The following is a 23,310-nucleotide window of genomic DNA, read 5'->3' on the forward strand; positions in this document are numbered from 1 at the left end:
TTTAATTCTTCGCAACCCTCGTCAGAATTTGCTCAGTAATTTTATCCAGTGGTAAGGAAATACAAGAAGCACCTAAATCAAATGCTTTCTTAGGCATTCCATATACAACTGAAGTTTCCTCGTCTTGTGTAATTGTAAAAGTATCGCACTCTTTCAATTTCAATAAACCTTTCGCACCGTCAGCACCCATTCCTGTTAAAAGAGCAGCTGTAACCTTATGTCCTTTTAGCTTAGCTAAGTTTTCGAACAAATAATCAACGCTCGGACGGTGTCCAGAATATATCGGTGTTTCACTATCTAACTTGATCATTAATTTACTTTTTCCAACAACTCCCATATGAATTCCACCAGGAGCGATGTAGACGGTGTTATTTTTAACTTCTTCACCATCAGTAGCCTCAACAACGTCAAATGGACAAAGCTCATTTAAACGATTTGCAAATGCCGTAGAAAAGACTGGTGGAATATGCTGTACAATTAAGACAGGTGGAAATTCCTTAGGGAAACGCATAAGCAACTGTTTGATCGCCTCAGTTCCCCCAGTTGAAGCACCAATTGTGATCAACTGACTACCTGAGAAATCAAAATTATTAGTTCCTACCCAGCTAGTTAACTTTTGACTTTTAGATTTAACAATACTGCTATAAGCAAGATCAATTTTTTCTAAAAGGGCCTTTTTAAACTTAAAGATATCATCAAATGAAGGCTTTTTAAGATAATCAAAAGCACCATCTTCTAGACAGCGCATAACGATATCCCCATCACTCTTACTTACAGAACTAATCATAATCGCCTGAAGCGACTGATCTTTTGGAAGGTTCTTTAAAACATCATGACCACTCATTTTTGGCATATTGATATCAAGAGTAATAACATTTGGTTTAAGCTCTTTGATTTTCTCTAAACCATCTGCACCATCAACTGCTTCACCTACAACTTCGTAGCCAGGAACACCTGTTAGACATTTTCTAATTAGCTTCCTAACCGTACTAGAATCATCTACAATTAGAATTTTCTTAACTTGCTCTTGCCTAACTCGAACACTTCTTTTAGTTTCATGATTTGTTTTGAAATAAATTGACTGCCCAAGACTTTGGAATCCCTCGTGCTTCCTAAGTGTTTCAGAGATACCAATAAAAAGATATCCCTTATTTGTCACACAATTAGAAAACTTCTTTATAACTTTATCGATTTGGTTTTCATTGAAATAAATAAAGACATTTCGACATAGAATAATGTCATACTTATCGCGATACTCCGCACTATTTTCATCTATTAAATTATGAACCTTAAATTTGCAAAATTTTTTAAGCTCATCACTTACTTTTACAAAGGGAGCAATATCACCACTACCGCGATACCAATTTCCTTCCAAGTACTCTTTAGGAACTTTTTGTAGCTCTTTCCAGTAATAAACACCTTTTTGTGCATGCTTCACTGATTTTTCGCAAATGTCTGTGGCCAAAATTTCAAATTTAAAACTTGGATCTATTTCTCTTAAATGCTTTTTTAAAATCATTGCAAGGCTATATACTTCATCACCTTTGCTACAGGCTGCACACCATATTTTAAGGCTATTTCGGCCACTATTTTTGATGCGCTCAACTATCTTAGGAAGAGATTTTACAATGAATTCGAATTGATTCTTTTCACGCATAAAGAATGTGTAGTGTGTCGTTAGTAGTGAAACTAGCTCACTCTTTTCTTGACTACCAGGAGTCTTAATAAGAGAGAGATATTCTTCAGCATTATTTAAACGAAGCTCTACAATTCTTTTGTCAATGCGAGACTTCACCATTGCATCATTTTGTGATGTAAAATGAGTCCCTGTCTCTTGTGACATCATTTGCGCTATTTCAATATAACTTCTAGCAAGATTACTCATTCAATCTCTTCCCAATTTCCTTATTGATCTTATACTGCTTTATCAAATCTTGCGTCGTCTTCGCTTGGATACTCATCAGAGTCTACTTCTAAAACAGGGTCATCAAACCCCATATCCTCGACGACTGGTGCACTCTTTGCAACGAACTTTGCAGGCTTATCCTTAACAATTTGTGGTGCTGGAGTCGAGTCGAAGGCAGGAAAATCTTCAACCACTTTATGCTCTGGTACAGAATAAGCTTCTACTGGCGCACTTGAAATTGAGTCAACAAGTCTATCTCTATCTGCCGATAAATTTTGAATTTTTCCTAACACTTCACTTTCTAATTCTTCAACAATTCCATTTAGGATTGAAGTTTGTTCAGACAAGCTTTCTGCAAAACCAGAAGTTTCCTGTGCAATACTTGAGTTAGTATGAGTTACTTCATCAAGTTCATTCATCGCATCTGAGATATTATTGATCCCCTCAGCTTGCTCTTGAGATGCTGTTGAAATCTCCGTCATCATTTTTGTAACGGCATCAACATTATCAACAACACTATCTAGAATTTTTCCACAATTCTCAGAAACATCGACACCTTTAGTAATACTTGTTTGAGCTTCTGAAATAAGTTTTTTAACGTTCACTTGAGTTTCATCAACAATTGATTGTACTTTCTTAATTGAGCCACCAAGTAGTTCTTCAATTTCAAGAGCAGCGTTACCACTCATCTGAGCAAGATTTCCAACTTCTTCAGCGACAACAGCAAAACCTTTCCCATGCTCGCCTGCTCGAGCTGCCTCTACAGAAGCGTTAAAAGATAATAGCTTTGTCTGGAATACGATATCGTTGATTACTTTTGTTTTTTCAGAGATCTCATTAATAACATCGACGATTTTTACAATCTCTTCATTATTACGATTCATCTCTTTCATAATATCTTCGTTATTACCGTTAATTTGTCCAATAGCTTCAACCATATCATTAACGGCCTTCTTACCTTCTAGAGCAACACGTTGTGATTCATCAGCCTTTTGGCTTGAAACTTTTGCATTCTCAACACTTTTATTAACCATGGCCGTAATCTCATTAAGAGTAGCAACAGTCTCTTGAATAGCACTTGCTTGTTGAGTTACTGAAGAAGAAACTTTTGCTGATGCCATACTCATATTAGTTGAAGACTTTTCAGTAACTTGTGACGAGTCACGTAGTCTCTCACTAAGTACAATAATTTTCTTAATTGATTTTGAGAAATTATACTGAAATCCATACGCAAAGGCTGCAATCACAGCAAAAAGAATTGGAATAAAAAAGCTGATTTTATCCTCTAAGACAGTACTTTCTTCAATTCTTTCAGTAGTTTTTCTATCAATCAACTCAATATTTTTTTGAATGATTTCGAAAATATTCTTTGTACCTTTTACTGCGATAGCACTATATTTCTCTAAAAGTAGTTGATTTGAATATAATTTATCAAATGTACGAATGTAGTCATTAACAGACTTACTCACATCACTATAAACATATTGCTTATACTTTCGAGCAATTAGCTCCTTCTTAATTTTCTCACTTTCAGTTTTCGCTTTATCTACATAACTCTTTGTTCTTCTTAAAAGGAAATCTTTTTCGTGGCGACGAAGATTAAGAAGAGAAATCATGAAACTTGGATTTAAATCGTATTTCTTAATCTTTTTTTCAATATCATGAGCGTAACTTCTAAGCTCACCTCTAAGACCACTCTTTGAGTCACCTTCAATCTTTAAAGTACTGCGAGTATTACCAAAATTCTTAGAGTGTTCTTTAAACTCTTTATAAAGCTCATCCCAAATGATTTCATTAGAATAATCAACATCTATTTTTTTCATATTGGTATAAGTTTCTTCGTTTATTTTAGCTAGCTCAAGAAAACGCTTAACTCCAGCGGGATCTTGTGAAATTATAAACTCTTTCTCGTGTGAAATTTGTTCTCCAAGATTTGCTGCAAAAGTTCTCATCGAATCTTTCATTTTCAAGTCATTTTGAACAGTATTCTTTAAGCTTTCAACGAGTCCATAGTAAGAATAAATTGAGATAGCTAATCCAATTCCAAACATTGCAAAGATACCAAGAAAACTCAGAATCGTTTTTTTGTTCATTGACAGTTTTGTTTGTTTCATTACTTTCTCCCGGTGTATCTACACCATCCCCAATTATGCAGCTTTCTTAGCTAGGCCATTAATTTCATCGATATTCAAAATTGATTCAAGATCAACTAATTGAATTAAAGATTCGTTATGACGATATACCTTGTTTAAGCGGTCACGTTTCTTTGTTTCTACAGAAGCAACTTCTTGAATCTGTTCTTCATCAACAGATAGAACCTTGCAAATATTATCAACAACAATACCTAAGCATAGCTGACCAAACTCAACAATAATCACGGCCTCTTCATTAGATTCAGCAGGTTTAACACCCAGCCTCGTGCGTAGATCAATAATTGAAATTACTTGTCCACGTAAGTTCATAATTCCGACATAGTAACTAGGACTAAATGGTACATTTGTTGTTTCAGGAACAGAGATAAGTTCTCTTACTTGTAGAAGTGGGATTGCATAGTGTTCATCCCCAAGTTTAAATTCTAAGTACCTTTTTGTTACATCAGTTGTTTCATTTTCCATATTTTCCCCACACTTCAAGTTATAATATTAAGCTGCGTTACTTACTGGTCTCTGACCTTTTGTTTTACTTACTTTATTCACAACAAGTTCTTTCAAGTCTAAGATTAAAGCAGGACGCCCATTACCAAGAATAGAGCTTCCCATAAAACCTTGTGTATTCTTGATATCATTTCCAAGACTCTTAATAACGACTTGCTGACGTCTTAAAACATCATCAACAACAATTGCAAAATCCATATCTTCAGTTCTTACAACTAGTGCAATCTCATTTACTGAAGGCTCTTTCACATTATGTTTCAGAAGTGTACTAAGTCTAAATGCTGGCAGTACTTGTCCTCTAAGCACAATACATCCTCCAACATTATTAACTTTCTTATAGTTTTCTTCTGTAACAGAGACAGTCTCATGAATTAAGTTCAATGGAACAACATAGTTTTCTTCACTAACTCGTGTAACCATCCCTTCAATAATAGCCATTGTTAATGGAAGCTTAATTCTAAAGGCAGAACCAGATCCGACCTCAGACTTAACTTCAACGGCCCCTGAGATATCTTGGATATTCTTTTTAACAACATCCATCCCTACACCACGTCCAGAAATTTCACTTACAGCTTCTTTAGTTGAAAAACCTGGTGCAAAAATTAAGTTAATCGCATCTTGATCACTTAGTTTATCTGCATTTTTAATAACGCCTTTCTCAATTGCTTTACTTTTAATAATCTCTGGATCAATCCCTTTTCCATCATCAACAACTTCAATCACAAGACTATTACCTTCATGATAAGCTTTGATTTGAATTTCACCAGCATCAGACTTACCAACGGCTTTTCTATCTTCAACACTCTTTTCAAGCCCGTGGTCGACTGCATTTCTAACGATGTGAACTAATGGATCTGAAAGTTGCTCTAGAATATTCTTATCAACTTCCGTCTCTTCACCAACAATAGTAAGATTAACTTTCTTACCTAATGCCTTTGATGTATCTCTTACAATACGTTGTAATTTAGAGAATGTTGTTTTAAGTGGTACCATTCTCATTTTCATTGAAATATCTTGAATTTCTTTTGTAATTTTTGATAAGTGACTAACACTTTTTCTTACGTGCTCATCAGCAACAAGATCGTTACATTCACTTAAAACAGTTTGTAGAATTACAAGTTCTCCAACATAGTTGTTAAGTTTTTCTACACGACTAATACCAATACGAATTGTCTCTTCTGGTTTTGCGGCCTTTTTTGGAGCTGCCGCCTGAACTTTCGCAGCAGGAGCTGAAGATGGTTTCTTCTCTTCCTTCTTCGCTGCAGAGTCTAGACTTACAACATTATCAACGACAGGATCTTTAGGAGCTGTTTCGCTCATTAAAGTATCTAGATCATTTGGTGTACTTGAAACAGGTGCTTCAACAGGCTTTACTTCTTCTGTTGTATCAAAAGATTCACCATATAATAGACGATCGAGGTCACTCATATCTGATTGACTCGGACGTGCATCCGCAACAACTTCTTCATCAAAGCTTACAGGTTCCTCGTTATCAAGAATTCCTTGTAGTTCTTCGTCTTCAAAGTCCTCTTCTACTTCTTGATGATAAGTATCTTCATCTTCTTCTTGCGCACTCGCTTCAAATTCAGCTTCATCAGGAATATTTGAAATTCTCAGGTCATTATGCTCAACATCAGCACTTGAAACATCTTTAATAAGTTGGATGATCTCATCAGAATTAAACTTTGCTTCAATATCATCTCTTAGAGTTGAGATCATATTATTTAAATGATCTGAACATTTTAAGAATACATCAATAACATCAGCACAAATATCGACTTCGCCTTTCTTAACTTTTAAGATCAGCTCTTCCATCTCATGCGTAAACTCAGCTACATCACTAAACTCAACGGCCCTTGATGTACCCTTAAGGTTGTGAGCAAGGCGAAAGATTTTATCGATATGCTCATCTGTATTATCGACACCCGATTCTAGCTCTAGGAAAGACTCTTCACAATCTTCAAGAAGCTGAACAGCCTCTTCAAGGAAATCCATCTTTAATTCTAATTCAAACTCATCCATAATCACATCTTGTCTTTTGTGTTAATATCTCTTCATTATTCGGACAAAATTTTTATTTAATTAGTGTTTTTAGTGGCTTACTATAAATTTCTATAAACAATCTTAATTACATGACAAAGATCATGTTCAGTTTTTTCCAACTACCTAATTATTCGTTTGCCCCCAATAGGATGTAGATATAAAAAGAGCCCAGTTTCGTTGCTAGTGGAATCATTAATGACTCATATTTGCCTAGCTCAATTTCTGAAAAGTTCTCTCTTAGTAAAACTGATGGAATTGCACGGTCAATAACAATCCCTCTATTTTGATTTAAAGTAGCCTTTGCCTGCCCTAATGTAATATTTGTAAATTCTGCAATTGCATCTTTCACATCTTCATTAAGCTCAGTGTAATCTTCTCCGAATATTTGGTTATAAATATTGATAAAAACAATATCTGGAAAACAAATTAAAAGCCTGCCATTAAACTGCTCATTTTGAACATCAATTGATCCAATTAAACCAATCTCATAACTTTCAAAATCTTTTGCTTTTGATACTTTTCCCGGTAATACTTTTAAATTTGCCTGAACCCCAAATGTATCAATTGCTGCTTGAATAAATGGGTTAACAAAGTTTACATCAAGCTCAATTCTCTTCTTTTTAAGATTTAGCTCTTGTAGTCTTTTCGATATCGAATCTGTGAAATTAAAACGTTCATCTGCATAATCACTTTTAAGTTCTCTAATTAATTTTGATCGCGCATTAATTGTATAAATCAGAATTGATTTATCTTCTGCAGATTTAAAAAGCCTAAATATTTCATTATAAATTTTTGGTGATACAAATTCGACACTCTTAAAATCTAGAATAATTAGCTTATCCTTCTCGTCCTCTAGAATCGCATCAAAGATCATCGATAAAGACTTTACGCAATCTAGATCGATATCACCTGAGAAGGCTAAAACAGAGAAGTGAGATTTAGTAATTCTCTCTACCATACCCATGAAAGCCTCCTATTAACCTTGTGGAAACCTTTTCTTCATGGCCAGGGCCAACCTCTTCTTAAATGATGCTTGATCGAATGGTTTAATAACATAACCATCTACATCACTAGCAATTGCCTCTTGAATTTGTGCAACGTCTTGCTCTGCTGTAACCATTACGAATGGCATCTCTTTGAAGTTTTCACTGCCTCTAATTGTTTTTAGCAGATCCAGTCCAGTAGCATTCGGCATACTCCAGTCAGAGATGATAAAAGATATCTCATTTGGTCCACCTTTATTCTCTACAATTTTTTTAAGAGCATCTTTTCCATCAACTGCCTCAACAAAACGATCGGCCCCTAAATCACGTAATAACTTTTTTACGATCTTTCTCATTGTGCTCATGTCATCTACAATTAAAAAAGAAAACTTCTTAAGATCTTCCATATACTCATTCTCCTACTCAATAATCTTCAACTAATATATCACCAGGTAAATAGCGCAAATAGCGACCTTATTTTTCCCAGCAAATAAAAAAAGTTTTGATCTCTTATTTAAACTTAATATATCTAGTTAGTTATCGGCTTTTACTAATTTAAATTTATGCCAATTTGTGTCAAAGTTTATTATTTCCCCAAAGGGAATTTATTGTAGAAAATGCCTATAATTTCCTGTGTTTGCCAATTTAGTCACTTAAAAGTTAACTAAGTTAACTTTCTCCTTATAATGAGCTATCAGTCGATAAAATATGCTTAGACTTTGTTCACACTTATAACTATTACATTCAACGATTTTCCAACTATTTATTATGATATTAATCATAGACATGAATAGGTTCAAAACACTGATAATTATCCTGATTACGTCACTCAGCTTTGCGGCCGAGCAGGCGCCTATTAACGACAAGAATGTGGTAGAAACCACAACTCAAGATAGTACTCCAAGTACTTATTTGAAGTTCAAGTACTTTCTAAGAGATCACCTGTCGAAAGAAAATATCAATAGAAAGCTAATCGATGCTTTTAACAGTTTAAAAGTCAGCTTTGATGTTGATATTTTTAAAATCAATATCGCAGATGGCCTTTCTCTAAGAGGAAAGTACGAATACGAAGTAGAAAAATCCTATATTCAAGGAAACTATACTCGCCGTGATCAATTTAATTTTAGAATTCAGCACGATACAAAGAATGCCTTCTTCCCAGAGCTTCAAACGCCATTTTTCTTAAAGGCCGATCGAAATAATGAAGTAATCATTTCAAGACAATTTGCAAAGAAAACAGATGCAATGAAGGCCCTTCCATTTAATGTCGCTAAGATCCCAATTCGCTCTAAATATGTTGATGAATTAAATCCAGGTGACTTTATTTCAATACCTGCTTCAATGGCCATTACGACAGGCTTTAGTTACAACAATGCAATCCCACTTATGAATACAGGTCTTACTGGGTTTTATACGATGGCAGGAGACTTCTTAATTCAGGTATACAAGCTTGATGATAAGAAAGTTCGTGTAAAAATCATTGCTCAAAAGAAGAAAACTTCTGGAATAAGCTTTAGAAGCCGTTTTGGGATAGAACTTATTAGCTTTGAAATTTTGGGTCAAGACGTCGATTACAAGTATAAGCTTGATTGGTTTAAACTAGATGCTTCTCGCACTAAGGGTAATATTATTCTTGCGGACTATGTTTTTAACCTTAAAGATGAAGAGGTTAGAAAGGTTTATGATAAATTATTCAACAATGTCTTTAAATTTAAAGAAGCCAAGCTTCTTGCTGAATCACTTAATTCTGATCTTTTAGATAAGTACTACGTTGTTAACCTAGAGGATGTTGATCGAATTGCTAAGATTGATAATGGTCAGAACTCTCCAAGAGTAGAGCGTGTTTTTAAAGGACACAATAGATACAAATCTAAATCCTCAGGGATTCAGCTTAACTTAGATATTCTAAAGCTTGGAGCAAAGAGCCACTACGTTAATAACCGTTTTAATTTCGAAAAACTTGATGGCTCAACTGTCGCCTTCTACTACCCAAACTACACAAAGACGAAAGAATCAAAAATCTCTATTGAAATTTTTGATACAAAAGAAAAAGAAATCCTTTCATATTTTGGATTAACTTCATCTCATAGTGATCACAAGTTCTTAAACGTAGGAATGAACTTTAATCGAGTTGATAACGAGTTTAGAAGATTAGAGCAAAAAAGATACTTAAGAATTCTTAGTGGAATACTTCCTGAGATAGTAAGAGATGACGTCATCGCACGAATCCCTAAAGAGAAGCGTTACGTAAATTTTAATTCGAAACTTACAATGATTTTAAAGAAGGATGCCTTCTCTTATCTTAACAAAATCTCCTTTGAAGATTTTCACTACCGCTTAGCTGAACACTTAAGAGGCAAAAGAGTTATTCGCACATCAGGCCATGACAAAGACTCTAGAATGCGTCCGTATGAAGTACCGGAAGATGAATACCAAAGAAAAACAAAGAAACTTGCTAAGTTCTTCTACGATATCATCCATAGTGATATGCCTTATAATGAAAAGGTCGATAAATTCACTTCAAAACTTAGAAATATAAATAACGAGCAATATATTATGCAACTTCTAGTAGAGCTTCTACCTGTTGATAATATTGAAAAATATCTTTATCTTGATGTTTATATTGCTGATGATTCTGAGACTCTTGTCGACCTAAGAATCGGAACTAATAATTACCAAGAAATCTATAATCAACTTGAGTACCTGAACCGCTATATTAGAGGAACAGATGAGGACTTAAGAATTGATGATCGAATTGATCGAATCGAAGATATCCAAGAGTTAGACTAATTTACCGACTAAAAAGATAAAAAAAAAGCCGCTTAAAGCGGCTTTTTCTATTTAACAAATTCTACGTGAACATGTTTCTGTTCATTTTCTTTCTTAGCAACACGAGCTTTCTTCTTATCTTGTCTCTTCTTGAAAGCTGCTTCTTTTTCTTCCCAAGCTTGTCTTCTAATCTCTTTTTCTTTTGCTTTCTTAGTTTCAGCAATCTCTTTAATTGATTTAAAGTAAGTCTCTCTTCTAAACTTAACAAAAGCTTTATCATCGGCCGCTGTACAACCTTGATGACCTTTCTTCTTTAAGTTTACAGACTTCTTGCTTGAAATATACTCAACAGCATCTTGCATCTTATTTCCTGCCATATCAATACCAATAGCATTCAATAAGTTTCTTCTATTTACTAGACGGTATGAACCAGGAGCAATCCCCTCTACAGTTAAGCCACCAATAGCAACACGCTTTAGTTTATCAACAGTTAGACCTGCACCTTCACACATACGACGAATTTCGCGGTTTTTACCTTCATTGATTCTAAACTCAAGCCATGTTTTTGTTTCTAGTTGCTTAATTACGCGAACAGCTTGTGGCTTTGTCATTACACCATCAATATAAACACCCGCTCTTAGCTTTTTAAGTAGGAATTCATTGATTGCACCAAATACTTTTACTTCGTATACCTTAGTAATTTCTGAACTTGGGTGAATAACAAGATTTGCAAAGTCACCATCATTAGTCATTAATAGAAGACCTTCTGAAAGGTAATCTAGACGACCTACAGGATAGATTCTTTCACTGATTTCTTTACATAGATCAACAACAGTTTCTCTTCCTTCAGGATCATTAACTGTAGTCATAACCCCACGAGGTTTATTCATAATCATATAGATTTTTTCAACAGAACCAAGATCTGCTGCTTTACCATCTACTTCAACAGCGTCAATCGTTGGATCAACCTTAGAACCAAGTTCACGAATAGCAATACCATTAACCTTTACACGTCCTTGAACGATTAGGTCTTCGGCCTTACGACGTGAAGTGATTCCACAATCTGCAATAAATTTTTGTAAACGTACTAATTTAGACATTTTGACTCTCCTATCTGCCATCTCGGCGGTTAAAAGCTAAAAGAAAAAGCTTACGTCTAAATAGAACTAAACGTAAGCTTTTACAAGTATTTAAGTAATTATTTCTTAATCAATATATGACTCAGAATCCCCTAAGTCCTTGTTATTTAAAAAATCGAGGTCAAGATCAAGATCCTTTGCTCCATTAATTAAATTTTGAGTTGTTTCATTGATACTATCATCCAGATCAACTTCCATCTCATCTTGTGGCACAGCAGAGTCACCACCAAATAACTTTGCAAACGCATCATCAAGAGCTTGTGCTAATTGATCGGCTTCTTCATCCGTTTTTGTTTCATCAATAATAGCAATTTCTTCAACCTGCTCGGCCGCTACTTCAATATCGGCTTCATCATTAATAAGATCTTCTTCATCAAGACCTTCTTCACTTCCAGAAGATAAAATTGCTTCAGCAACTTCTTCTAACGCTTCTTCAACAGAGATATCTTTAATAACTTCACCTGAATCAAGATCGATCATTTCAAAGTCATCTTCCTCTTCTTCAGGGATATTGAATGGGCCTTTAGTTAAGTCTGCGATAACTTCTGGACAAGTAATGGCCGTAAATACTTCCGATTCAGCCGATTCCTTATTTGCTCCTGTAACAAGTGAGTTATCAAGGTGCTGCTCAAGAAGATCAAATGCAGTAAGAATTGGTGCAGCTTCTTCACCTTCTTCAGTTCTACCTGACTTACGTCTTCTCTCTTGAACCTTAAGAGACTTTGTAAATGCTGTTTCAGAATCAATTGCCTTAATTGACATTGCGATATTATCAAGTTCTTCAATTTCATCTTGATCAAATCGTGACGCAAGGTCGGCGTTAACAAGTGTTTTAATATCTTCGATTTTACCAACACCTTGAGTAGCAATTTCAGCAAGCTCATGCTCTGGTGGTAGTTGATCAATATTTGCTAAGTTGAATACCTCTAAAAATTCAGAAGTTGTCCCGTAAAGAACAGGGCGTCCAACTTCTTCAGAACGTCCAGTTACGCGAACGAGTCTCTTATCCATTAAACCACGTACAATGTGTGAACTATCAACACCGCGGATCTTTTCAACTTCAATTTTTGAAACTGGCTGCTTATAGGCAATGATTGCTAGTACTTCAAGAGCTGTTGGAGAAAGTACTAATTCATTGATTTTAAATAGGTCTTGCACATACTTAGAGAAAGTTGCCTTTGTTCTAAATTGGTATCCATTTGCAACTTCTTGCAGACGAATTCCGTGGTGCTTTAACTCATATTCATCTTGAAGACGAGTAATTGCTTCGTGAACAACACGTAGAGGAATATCTTCATCAATAAGTGATTTGATTTTCATTAATGGAACCGGCTTATCGCTCATGAATACAATTGTTTCAATTGCACCACAAATTGTTTCTTCATTAAGTCCTGTTCTGGCTTTCCAAAGCTTATCTTCTTGAAGTTTTTCATCAGCAAAGTCAGACTCTAGCTTTAAGTATTCTTCTGGAAACTCTAGGTCTTCATCTGATGGCATTAGGGCCATCTCTAACTCTTCAACCATCTCTTCTTCTGTTGATAGAAACTCTAGATTTGCTTCAGTAACTGTTGTGTTCTCTTCCATTTGTGTGCTCTCTCTAATAGCGCTTATTGCGCTACTTGTTCCATATTTTCTAATTCTTGTGTTTCAATCTTATCTTTTGACTCATTCTCATCATCGAACCCATCGGCTTGAGTAACATCGAAGTCATCAAGAGTCTTCACAACATCAACGTAAACTTGCCCAAAGCTTTCATTTTGGAAAACCTGTACACGCTTAAGTCTAGCAAGTTCTAATAGTGAGATGAATGTAATTACAACGTTATCAATTGTGTTCTTACCGTCTGCAGACATTTTTGCAGTATCTTCACCAGTCGTCGTTGCCATTCGGCTATTGCTATCATTTTCAAGTAGTTCATCTAGATTTGTTTTTTGTCCCACTTGTAGATATGTCTTTAAGAATTCTAATTTTTCTTTAATCGATAAACGGTCACGCTTGATAACTGTATATTTGCGATTTTGACGGAAAATGAAATCAATCATCGTATCAGTTAGCTTCTCAAGCTCCATTGGAGTAAGAATTGAGTTAACAATCTCCTTACGATTTACCTTTGGTTTTACGAAAATATCTTTTCCCGTTTGAGGAAGATCAAGAAGCTTTTGACCCATCTTTTGGTAAAGGGCAAGCTCTTCAAGACGACGAACAAGCTCCGCATGAGAAGTGATATTTAACGAGCTCTCCGAACCAAGCTGACTTTGAAGTTTAGCCTGCTCCTCTTCAGTAACTGCATTCTTTGATTTAAGAAGGACTAACGTCGCAGCTAAGAATAAGTAATCTCCTGCAATATCAAAGTTAAGCTCTTTCATATTTGCTAGATAATCTAAGTACTGCTTAGTAATTCTAGTAAGGTCTAGTTCTTTAATCGACATTTGCTCTTTTTGAATAAGAAGCAAAAGCAGTGAAAGTGGACCATCAAATGTATCCGTTTTAACCTTAATCGTTGTGTCTAACATGTGTTAATTCCCTCAAATCCCTCAATTAACTTAATTAAGAGAGAATACCTGCAAAAGTATTCATTAATACCATCCCTAGCTGCATAACCGGTCTGATCATGTAACCAAAGATAGGTGTAAACCAAAGAATTAGAATAAAAATAAAACTAAATCTTTGAAGTTCTTCATATTTTCGTGCTGAGTTGTAATCTAAGTAAGCTGCAACCATTTTCGATCCATCAAGTGGAGGAAATGGAATTAAGTTAAAGACCGCCAGTAAGATATTAATAAATACCGAGTACTGAAGCATATCCATAAATTGCGTCTTTAATGAGAAAGTCGCTGGAACATAAGCGTAAACCATTCCAAAGAATAGCGCAGATAAAACCATAAGTATTAAGTTCGCTCCAGGGCCTGCAAAGCTTACCCAGAAGATCCCTGATTTCATATTTTTAAATCGACGAACATCCACAGGTACTGGCTTGGCCCAACCGAATGGAACTCCGCCAAGCATAATTCCTACCATTGGGAAAATTACTGTTCCAACTAAGTCCACATGTGGAATAGGATTTAAAGTTAAGCGCCCAATTCTTTCGGCCGTATCATCACCATATCTCTTGGCCATCCAACCATGTCCAAACTCGTGAAAAGAGATCGCTAATAGAAAGCCCGGCAGGGCCAAAGTCAATGTATTGATAATTCGCATTAAATCCATCGCAATAATCTACCAAAAACCACGGGAATCGACAAAAATTTGCGCCGCAAAATGAACGGAATGTAAGACAAATTAAAGAAATTAACCTCCAAATTTGCCCAAGGCATTGAAATTAAATTTTTTTGCTATAATAAACCTATGAATACGCGTCATAAAAAGGTTCAGGTTGTCACTGTGCACAATGATTTAAAGGCCATTCTTCTTCTTGAGATGAAGGAAGATCGTGGCTTTGGTTGGCAAAATGTAACAGGATCTGTTGAGCCTGAAGAAGATATTTTTACAGCTGCCAAACGTGAGCTACTTGAAGAGACTTCAATTAGTACTGCAGAAATAATTCAACTAGATCAAAAATTTGAATTTCATGATCGCTGGAACAAGGATGTGACGGAGTATTGCTTTCTTGCAAAAACCAATCAGAAAGAAGTCATCATTTCCCCACAAGAACATCAAGGCTACAAATGGGTTTCATTTGATCAAATAACAAAGAAGGATTTTAAGTACGAAAGTAACTTCATTGCATTTCAAAAGGCCCTTGAATGTCTCGACTAATTAAATTCATCATCACTTGTCTGCTTATTCAACAAACATGTGTGGCCCAAAGCTCTTCTGACAAGCTGTTTGAAGACTTACGAAGAATTAATCTGAAAGAGGAAGCTGTTAAAACAAAGGCGAAACCACGCTTTAAATACATAAAGAATAATTTGAAGGCGAAGACTTTTCGAAGTGTTATTTTGGCAAATTCATTAATTGAGTCACTTGATGGAAAAAGTTACTATCGCATAAAAGAGAATACAATCATTAGAACTAAAGAAGTATCACCGGGTTCACGCTATTTCTTTATCCTTCCAAGTGATGGAAATGAAGATAATGTGAAGTACGTTACCTTAAGTACGAACCTAGATCATTTAGAAACAATTTTAACTTTCAACAATGAGAAATTTACTCCTTTTAAACAAGATAAATTCAAAGCAATCGAATACGATAAGAAGCAAATACATACTTATACACAGATAAGAGCAGGATTAGGGAGCTCAACACCGAACTTCTTTCTTGATAATATTTCACTATCAAGCACCACTCTTGCTTTAGAAGCTGGAGTTGAAACGTTTACAAATATCCCTGTCTTTCTTATTGCTGAATACCTAGCACAAAATAGTGGCCAAGAAGTCCAACTCACATCTTTTTCAATAGGACTACGAACAGAATATCGTTATCACATAAATGAAAAGTCGTTTATTGGCGCCGGCCTTAGTGCCCAACGATCACTCTACACTTCAGCAACAATTGATAATTCTAAAGTAGATTACACAATCGATTCATTTGGTATCAATGTAAATTACAATTATGCAAAATACTTTGTAAGCTTAGACCTTAAAATGCAAAATTATGCATTTGATTCAAGTGTCGTACTACCAGCTGCAAACCTTACTAATGATAATTCTGCGACAGCTATTAGCTTTAATATTGGCAAGGAATTTGAGGTTTCAATATGATCAAAAAGCTAGTCTTCATTATACTTTTGACAACTTCTGTCTTTGCAACAAATGGAATCATTCGCGTCCATGAAGCCCCTGTTGTCAGCAAGCCAAATGAAGATGGCCACATCCTAATGAAATTGAGAAAAGGTACCAAAGTTTACTTGCATCCAAACTACTTGAACGAAGAGGACTACTACGTAACTCTTACGAGAGATGGAAGAAAAGCCTATATTAGAAAGGACTTTATTAAGCTGATTTTAAATAATGAATCAGAAGATCTCGGCAACACTATTTATGTTAAAAATGATCCAACTGATTATGTTATTGCAGAACCTCTTCCTGATGAATATCCATTAAAGGGGCGCCCTCTTCATCGCGCCCAATTTGATCTCATCTTTAAAAAAGGTGTCTCTTCTCGTTATGCCTACAACTCTGAAGTTCAGCAAGAAAGTACAGGTTTTGAAGGAAGCTTAAATGTGAAGTATCTAAGCCCAGCAACATTTGATGATGGGAACCGCCTCTACTACGGCTTTTTCGGAGGTGTTACGACAGGGCAAGCGGAGTATCGACTTAATGGCGATATCTTCACAACAGAGAGTAATATTCACTACTCGTTTGGGCCAGTTGTTTCATATACGTTTCACAAGAGACAGTATTTTGAAATCGAATCAATGCTACAAGTTGGACTCAATTACCAAAGACGATTTGTTAATCAAGATGATGAAACAAATGGAATTACAGAAGAGAAACTATTTAGTGGCTTATTTTTTAATGCAAGACTTTCAATAAATTTATCCCATAAAAGAATCTTCGATTCTTCCACATTTTATCTTTATCATGGCCCTGTTATCGACATTCGACTTCCATCAACACTTGAGTCAGATGGTCAATTTACAAATTCTCAATTATGGCCAGATAATAAAATCTCGACAGATCTAGAAGGAACTTTTGGATATAATGTTGGATTCACCTATCGTTACTAGCCTTTCGGCATTTCTCTAGAGGCCATCGGCAAAAAATTCCGTTCATAAATAGTGCTCACTTTTTTTTAAAAGAAAAAATTAAAGCGACGATAAAGTTAGTGTCATTGTTTTAGCAAGGATTGCAAAAACTATTTCAGGAGGATGATTTATGACAATTCAACACAAAGGTACAGAAGTTCTTTTTCAAAAACTAGGTAACAACTGGTTTATCTTTGCAGAAATCAACAACGAAGTAATTTATTCGACAATGCCTGATGGTATGGATCCGTATTCAACAAAACTAGAGTTATATGAAGTAATTGAGGAACACATGAAAAGAGTTTCTACAATGAAAAAAGGTGCAGCTGAAGCAGTTGCTTAGGAATTCTCATGGGTGTTAAAAAATATACTCACTTATTTAAGGGTGCTGACTCACGTGAAAACTCAGCACCTACTGCCCCTCAAGGCAATAAGAAGATGAAGCAAGAAGTTGAACAACTTCAAAAGCTCATTCAAAAGCGTTTAGAAAATCCACAAGAAGCAAAGAAAGCAGCTCGTCTTATTGAGCAAATGTTAAAAGGTTAATTTCGATTGAAGTTGGCAACAGCTTCAATTAGACCCTTTAGCTCACATTGCTTTAAAACCTGGACGACTTCTGTATTCACATTATAGATCTTACAACTCTCTCTTTCGTCCAAGACAAGGTTTTGTCCGACAAAACTTCTAGTAAAGTTATTATAGGATTGGCTTTCCATTTTTTTCATTCCTAAAATCAAAGCTCGATAGAGTCTCTTATTAGTTTTTCTCACATAGAGATAAACTGGATAACGATAATAGATAAAGTTTTTTGTATCAATGAGAAGATTCTCTTTTTGGTTGAGCACTTCAATAAATGCTTCAGAAACTCCCCTAAGAGTATAGTCTGCTCGACTATCAGTTAGTGCACCGTAGATGTCATCAAATGTCTCAACTGCAATTAGTTTAAACTTTGATTTTTCTAATATTTTATAATCGCGCCAATTCTTATTAAATGATACACGCTTTTTCTTATACTCTTCAGGGGATTTTATCGCTTCAAATTTCATGCGATCTTTATACTCATAAACCGGCAAGCGAAGTCCCATCAAGCCAGATAAGATCGGGGCCTCTATTTTTTTAAAATCTGCTAAATCCCAATTTTCAGAAGGAGAATAAATAATATCACCTTTCTTATAAGCTCCCGACTCCACACATTCTTTCTCATTTCCGCACTCAAGGCTCTTAACTTTAAAATCACCGAAGTCACTTCGAGAAAGTGTTAATATCTCCTCTAGAAAATAGCGAAAATACAGATGTCGATAATGTCCTTGAATAATACTAACTTCATGTTCCTTATAAGTGGGAGTAGGATCAATAGAAGCTGGCCCTCTGCTCATTGCATCGAAGGCATGGGCAACTTGAGAGAGATGAAAAATTAGAAATAGTTGCAAAATAAACTTCATACTACAGTTTCCATAGCTTTTGAGTTAATTAATACTTAATTATCCCTAATATTTATTTATGAATGCCTCTTCAAAACCTTGTAGAAAGGTTTTAAAGCCTTGCCTGAGCGCCTTCAATTTGATAACTAGGTGCAATAATCATTTAGGAGTATAAGTTGCCAGTAAAATCAGACGCTCAAGAAGCGACAAACGATCCATTTGCGTACAAACAAGACCAAGACAAGTCATTTGCTAAGGACTTTCAGTACAAGCACCGCAACCCTTACCATGATAAGTTAGAGGAATTTAGTGAATTTGTTCTAAGAGATGAAGAAGCTGAAGTTCACCGTGGTAATTGGAACAAAGAAGTGTTCACGCAAGATGGCGAGTTATGCCTTGAGATCGGAACTGGATACGGCCACTTTATGCTTCAATATTGTGATGCTTATAGAGACCAAAACTTTGTTGGTTTAGATTATCGCTTTAAGAGAAGCTACGCCTTAGCTAAGAAGTTAAAGTCACTTCCATATCGTAATTTTAAATACTTAAGAGCTAAGGGTGAAAGAATCGAACACCTTTTTGCAGAGAATGAATTAGATAAAGTATTCTACTTCTTCCCTGATCCATGGCCAAAGGCGCGTCATCACAAGAAGAGACTATTTCAACTTCCTTTTCTTGAAAGAGCATACAAAGTTATTAAGCCAGGCGGATATTTCTTTGTGAAGACTGATCACGATGGTTATGCGGAGTGGATGAAGGAAGTTATCGAGAAACAGGACCTATTTGAGCTTGAACTCGAGACAAAAGATCTATGGAACGATGCTTCAGATCACCTACTTTGCCAATTTAAAACAAAGTTTGAGAAAATATTTATCGAGCAAGGTGTAAATATTAAGGCTTTTGTTCTAAAATCCAAAAAAGCAAATTAATAAGCTAGGTTAGCACACACATGTCATTACAAAGACTGCGCGAAAAGATCGTCAATGAGATCCCGATTTCTGATTTAATCGAGCGCTATGGTGTGCACTTAGTTCGCAAGGGCAACAACCTTTATGGGGTCTGTCCATTTCACGACGACACAAATCCTTCGATGTCTGTTGTTAACGACAAGAAGATCTATAAATGCTTCTCATGTGGAGCAGGTCACAGTCACTTCGACTTTGTTATGAATCTTCAAAACCTCGAATTCATCGAGGCCATGAAAGATATCTGCGATAAGTTTGGTATCGATTTCGACTCTTATACAAATACTAAAGAAAAGTCGAAAGAGTTCATTTATGCTGAAAAAATTCTTAAAGTTGCATCAACTATCTACTTTCAGTCAGGGCGAAACCTCAAACCTGAACAGTATTTAGACTTTTTAAAGAATCGTCATTTAAGCAATGAAATTGCAGATCTCTATCAACTAGGATTTGCTCCTAAAAAAAATAGCATCTACGACTATATATGTTCCCTTCCGGCCAAAGACCGTGGAGAGATTCTACAGACGGCCCTGAAAATTGGTATCGTTAAATATAATGCCGACAACAAGTCCCATTATGATACTTTTCGTGAACGCATAATGTTTCCGATTTGGGACCATTACGGTAAAGTTATCGGCTTCACTAGCCGACGAATTCATGAATATCAACACGCTAAGTACATGAATTCTATAGAGTCGTTCATCTTTAACAAGAGAAACCTTCTCTATGGCCTCCATCTTGCAAAATCATTCATTAGAAAGCGCGATAGCGTGATTATAGTTGAAGGAAATATGGACCAAATTGCAAACTACAAGAAGGGTTTTGAAAATAGTGTCGCAATCATGGGGACGGCCCTTGGCGACAACTCTCTTCGTACGCTTAAGTCCATGACAAAGAATATTTATCTTTCGCTTGATAATGATGAAGCTGGTTTTAAGGCTTCACAGAGGGCCAATCGCCAATTTCTTGAAACAGGTATTATCCCTAAGTTTGTCGATCTAAATCCCCATAAAGATCCGGACGACTTCCTTGAAAAGGAAGGTATCATTGCCTATCAAGACAGAATTGATAACGCTGTTCCATTTATTGACTATGAATTTTCAAAATTACTACCAGATCGTAAGATTGAAATTCTCGATGAAAAGCTAGCTCTTCTAAAACAGGCATTTGATCTTGTATCTCCACTAGGTAAAGACCTGAACGCTATCGAAAGACTTGTTAGCTGGGCCAAAAAACTTAATCTTGAATCAAGTAAAGACAGTATTATCGAGAATTATGAAGATTTCTTAAAAAATGAGAAATCTCCAGCCTTTAAGCCGGCCATTGAAGAGAATCCACCAATGGAAATGGTTCCAGCTGAGTTTGACGAAGACTATATGGCAAGTTTCATCGAAAGTGATGCAAGTGTGATGCCAATAATGGATGAAGTTGAAGCTCCAATCTCAAAAACGGAGAAGACTTTACTGCTTGCTATCGTTGAACATCCGGATTGTCTTGAGTATGATGAAATGACCGATCTGCTTGATTTTATGCACTCAGATAGGGTAAAAGAATATATTTTAAATCTGAAAAATTTAATCTTTGAAATAGATGAGAGGGAATTTAAAAACTTTGCGCTTTCGAGTTCTTCCAAATTCGGCCTACATGAAATAATCGATGAGGGCATAAAGAAATACAAAGGAATCAAACTAGAAAAAGAGGGAGCGTTTAAAATTATTAAAGACCTTAAAACAAAACTTGAAAGAGTTAGTCTAGAAGAAGAAATTGGTCGCTTAGATTCTGAGAGAAGTAATATTACAACTCAAGAAGAAGAAACTAAGTTGAATGAAAAGATTTTTAAAATCCGAAGAAAGCTTCACGCTTTAAAAAAGTAAAAGACTGGAGAAACCAAACATGTCAAGTGCTGCACAATTTTTAAAATCAAAGGGTTTCGAAAAACTTATCGCTCGCGGTAAGGATCAAGACTCTCTAACTCCAGAAGAAATTAACGATGCTATTCCAGCAAGTTTAATTGCTCCTGAAGAACTTGACCTCATTATGCTAGCTATCAGCGAATCAGAGATTGAAGTAACTGATCATGAAGTTGAAGAGGAAGATGAAGGAATCAAGCTTGACGGTACAGAAATTATTGAAGAGACGCTTTCAAAAGAAGAGAGAGCTGAACTTAGAAGTGCCTCAACTGATCCTGTAAAATTATATTTAAAGAGAATGGGTTCTGTTGCCCTTCTTACAAGAGAAGGCGAAGTTGTAATTGCAAAAGAAATCGAAGAAGGTGAAAGAGAAATTATTCTTTCTTCACTTAAATCGTCTCACGCGATTGCAGAAATCATTAACCTAAAAGATCGTATCAATGAACTAGAAAACCCAACTGAGTTCGTAAGAGAGCTTGTACGTGGTCTTGATGATGAATCAACACAAAAAGACATTGATAAGGTTAAGAAAACAATCATCAATGTATGTGATGAGCTTAAAGAAATCTATGACTCTTCACTAAACGAAGATGATGGAACTCTTGATAAATTTTCAAAAACTGAAAAAACAAAAATGGACTCTATTGCAACAGAGCTTGCGGATCTTACTTTCAACAGAAAGATCATCAATAGCTTCGTTGAGCCAGTTAAGAAGTACTACCTACAATTTAAAGATCTTTACGAGCAACAAGATCGTATCTTTAAATTCCTAGAAGTAGAAACAATTGAAGCTTACCGTGATCTTCATGAAAAGATTATGGAAGACGATGCATTCAAACGTGCATTCGCTAAAGAGCTTTACACAACTGATGCAAAGGTAGAGCAACTAGTTCGTAACCAAGAAGATATTCTAAGAAAACTAAGAAGACTATCACAAGAAGCTGGAATGAGCTTTGATGATATCGAAACAGTTTACAAGATTATCACTAATGGTGAAGAAAGAGCTGACCGCGCGAAGGCTCAACTAGTTGAAGCAAACTTAAGACTTGTTGTTTCTATTGCTAAGAAATATACAAACCGTGGTCTACAATTCCTTGATCTAATTCAGGAAGGTAACATCGGTCTTATGAAAGCTGTTGATAAATTTGAGTACCGTCGTGGTTATAAGTTCTCAACTTATGCAACTTGGTGGATTCGTCAGGCCATTACTCGTGCCATTGCTGACCAAGCAAGAACAATCCGTATCCCAGTTCACATGATTGAAACAATCAACAAGATGGTTAGAACTCAAAGACAACTTATCCAAGAACTTGGGCGTGAGCCAACTCCAGAAGAAATTGCTGAGAAGATGGAAATGCCAGTTGATAAGGTTAAGAAAGTTCAAAAGATCTCTAAAGAGCCAATCTCTCTTGAAACACCAATTGGTGAGGAAGAGGATTCTTCTCTAGGAGACTTCATTGAAGATAAGAAAATTATTTCACCTGCAGATGCTGTAATGAGCATTACATTATCTGAGCAAACTCGTTCAGTACTTTCAACTCTTACTCCAAGAGAAGAAAAAGTTCTAAGAATGAGATTTGGTATTGGTGAGAAATCTGACCACACTCTAGAAGAGGTTGGACAAGACTTCTTCGTAACTCGTGAACGTATTAGACAGATCGAAGCAAAAGCACTTCGCAAGCTAAGACATCCTTCTCGAGCAAAACTTCTTAAGTCATATATCGAAAATAACTAAGTAATTCAGGCCCCTATTAAGGGGCCTTATTACTTGAGCTAACTAAAACTATTACATTCCTTAATTTTGCGTTATAATAAGGCTTTTAGACATAAAAGTAAT

At 35.7% G+C, this 23,310-nt stretch carries 20 protein-coding genes and 1 pseudogene; 10 read left to right on the forward strand and 11 right to left on the reverse strand.

Features of this window, described 5'->3' with window-relative positions; genetic code table 11:
* Position 1: 1 nt before the first annotated feature.
* From cheB to ACMAYS_RS13285, 6 genes are all read right to left on the reverse strand, one after another.
* Entirely contained in the window at positions 2–1,885 is a 1,884-nt protein-coding gene (gene cheB, locus ACMAYS_RS13260) for a chemotaxis-specific protein-glutamate methyltransferase CheB (protein ID WP_103217677.1), read from the reverse strand.
* Between the two features lie 29 nt (positions 1,886–1,914).
* On the reverse strand, positions 1,915–4,020 hold the full coding sequence (locus ACMAYS_RS13265) for a methyl-accepting chemotaxis protein (RefSeq protein WP_412463445.1): 2,106 nt from the start codon (positions 4,018–4,020) through the stop codon (positions 1,915–1,917).
* A 33-nt stretch (positions 4,021–4,053) separates the two neighbouring features.
* Positions 4,054–4,521 (reverse strand): chemotaxis protein CheW, encoded by a 468-nt coding sequence (locus tag ACMAYS_RS13270; protein WP_103217675.1) that lies wholly within the window; start codon positions 4,519–4,521, stop codon positions 4,054–4,056.
* A 27-nt stretch (positions 4,522–4,548) separates the two neighbouring features.
* Positions 4,549–6,582: a chemotaxis protein CheA gene (locus ACMAYS_RS13275; protein WP_103217674.1), complete on the reverse strand. Its 2,034-nt coding sequence runs from the start codon at positions 6,580–6,582 to the stop codon at positions 4,549–4,551.
* 148 nt (positions 6,583–6,730) lie between these two features.
* A complete protein-coding gene (locus tag ACMAYS_RS13280) occupies positions 6,731–7,567 on the reverse strand; it encodes a chemotaxis protein CheX (RefSeq protein WP_103217673.1) in 837 nt (278 codons plus the stop codon).
* A gap of 12 nt (positions 7,568–7,579) precedes the next feature.
* Positions 7,580–7,993 carry a response regulator gene (locus ACMAYS_RS13285; protein WP_103217672.1) on the reverse strand — a complete coding sequence of 138 codons (414 nt, stop codon included), beginning with the start codon at positions 7,991–7,993 and terminating at the stop codon, positions 7,580–7,582.
* A gap of 379 nt (positions 7,994–8,372) precedes the next feature.
* Here ACMAYS_RS13285 and ACMAYS_RS13290 point away from each other — a divergent pair, with 379 nt between their 5' ends.
* Positions 8,373–10,376 (forward strand): hypothetical protein, encoded by a 2,004-nt coding sequence (locus ACMAYS_RS13290; protein ID WP_146037831.1) that lies wholly within the window; start codon positions 8,373–8,375, stop codon positions 10,374–10,376.
* A 47-nt stretch (positions 10,377–10,423) separates the two neighbouring features.
* Here the strand turns inward: ACMAYS_RS13290 and ACMAYS_RS13295 are convergent, their stop codons facing one another.
* From ACMAYS_RS13295 to ACMAYS_RS13310, 4 genes are all read right to left on the reverse strand, one after another.
* Positions 10,424–11,455, reverse strand: a complete 1,032-nt coding sequence (locus ACMAYS_RS13295) for a pseudouridine synthase (protein WP_103217670.1) — start codon at positions 11,453–11,455, stop codon at positions 10,424–10,426.
* Positions 11,456–11,560: 105 nt separating this feature from the next.
* A complete protein-coding gene (gene scpB, locus ACMAYS_RS13300) occupies positions 11,561–13,078 on the reverse strand; it encodes an SMC-Scp complex subunit ScpB (RefSeq protein ID WP_103217669.1) in 1,518 nt (505 codons plus the stop codon).
* A 23-nt stretch (positions 13,079–13,101) separates the two neighbouring features.
* A complete protein-coding gene (locus ACMAYS_RS13305; protein WP_103217668.1) occupies positions 13,102–14,007 on the reverse strand; it encodes a segregation and condensation protein A in 906 nt (301 codons plus the stop codon).
* A 34-nt stretch (positions 14,008–14,041) separates the two neighbouring features.
* Positions 14,042–14,701, reverse strand: a complete 660-nt coding sequence (locus ACMAYS_RS13310) for a site-2 protease family protein (protein ID WP_103217667.1) — start codon at positions 14,699–14,701, stop codon at positions 14,042–14,044.
* 138 nt (positions 14,702–14,839) lie between these two features.
* Here ACMAYS_RS13310 and ACMAYS_RS13315 point away from each other — a divergent pair, with 138 nt between their 5' ends.
* From ACMAYS_RS13315 to ACMAYS_RS13335, 5 genes are all read left to right on the forward strand, one after another.
* Positions 14,840–15,250, forward strand: coding sequence for an NUDIX domain-containing protein (locus ACMAYS_RS13315; protein WP_412463446.1), 411 nt, complete (start codon positions 14,840–14,842; stop codon positions 15,248–15,250).
* Positions 15,238–16,194, forward strand: a complete 957-nt coding sequence (locus tag ACMAYS_RS13320) for a hypothetical protein (RefSeq protein ID WP_103217665.1) — start codon at positions 15,238–15,240, stop codon at positions 16,192–16,194. Before ACMAYS_RS13315 ends, ACMAYS_RS13320 begins: the two co-directional genes overlap by 13 nt.
* Positions 16,191–17,162 carry a hypothetical protein gene (locus tag ACMAYS_RS13325; RefSeq protein WP_103217664.1) on the forward strand — a complete coding sequence of 324 codons (972 nt, stop codon included), beginning with the start codon at positions 16,191–16,193 and terminating at the stop codon, positions 17,160–17,162. Before ACMAYS_RS13320 ends, ACMAYS_RS13325 begins: the two co-directional genes overlap by 4 nt.
* A gap of 148 nt (positions 17,163–17,310) precedes the next feature.
* Positions 17,311–17,523: a hypothetical protein gene (locus ACMAYS_RS13330; RefSeq protein ID WP_103217663.1), complete on the forward strand. Its 213-nt coding sequence runs from the start codon at positions 17,311–17,313 to the stop codon at positions 17,521–17,523.
* A gap of 8 nt (positions 17,524–17,531) precedes the next feature.
* Positions 17,532–17,726 carry a hypothetical protein gene (locus ACMAYS_RS13335; protein WP_103217662.1) on the forward strand — a complete coding sequence of 65 codons (195 nt, stop codon included), beginning with the start codon at positions 17,532–17,534 and terminating at the stop codon, positions 17,724–17,726.
* Here ACMAYS_RS13335 and ACMAYS_RS13340 read toward each other — a convergent pair.
* Positions 17,723–18,622, reverse strand: a complete 900-nt coding sequence (locus ACMAYS_RS13340; RefSeq protein WP_392993544.1) for a hypothetical protein — start codon at positions 18,620–18,622, stop codon at positions 17,723–17,725. The genes ACMAYS_RS13335 and ACMAYS_RS13340 overlap by 4 nt on opposite strands.
* Positions 18,623–18,777: 155 nt before the next feature.
* On the opposite strand from ACMAYS_RS13340, the gene trmB reads away from it, so the two are divergent.
* The 4 genes and pseudogenes from trmB to rpoD all read left to right on the forward strand — a co-directional run bounded on the left by trmB (position 18,778) and on the right by rpoD (position 23,208).
* The gene (gene trmB, locus ACMAYS_RS13345) at positions 18,778–19,530 is read left to right on the forward strand and encodes a tRNA (guanosine(46)-N7)-methyltransferase TrmB (RefSeq protein WP_412463447.1); all 753 of its coding nucleotides are present in this window, start codon (positions 18,778–18,780) and stop codon (positions 19,528–19,530) included.
* A gap of 20 nt (positions 19,531–19,550) precedes the next feature.
* A complete protein-coding gene (gene dnaG, locus ACMAYS_RS13350) occupies positions 19,551–21,437 on the forward strand; it encodes a DNA primase (RefSeq protein ID WP_103217659.1) in 1,887 nt (628 codons plus the stop codon).
* Positions 21,438–21,456: 19 nt separating this feature from the next.
* A pseudogene (locus ACMAYS_RS13355) lies at positions 21,457–21,798 on the forward strand (RNA polymerase sigma factor region1.1 domain-containing protein); the annotation flags it as partial.
* The gene (gene rpoD, locus ACMAYS_RS13360; RefSeq protein WP_233189712.1) at positions 21,772–23,208 is read left to right on the forward strand and encodes an RNA polymerase sigma factor RpoD; all 1,437 of its coding nucleotides are present in this window, start codon (positions 21,772–21,774) and stop codon (positions 23,206–23,208) included. The pseudogene ACMAYS_RS13355 and the gene rpoD, both read left to right, overlap by 27 nt.
* Positions 23,209–23,310: the final 102 nt, after the last annotated feature.

This window comes from Halobacteriovorax sp. RT-2-6, assembly GCF_047085025.1.
GTDB lineage: Bacteria > Bdellovibrionota > Bacteriovoracia > Bacteriovoracales > Bacteriovoracaceae > Halobacteriovorax_A.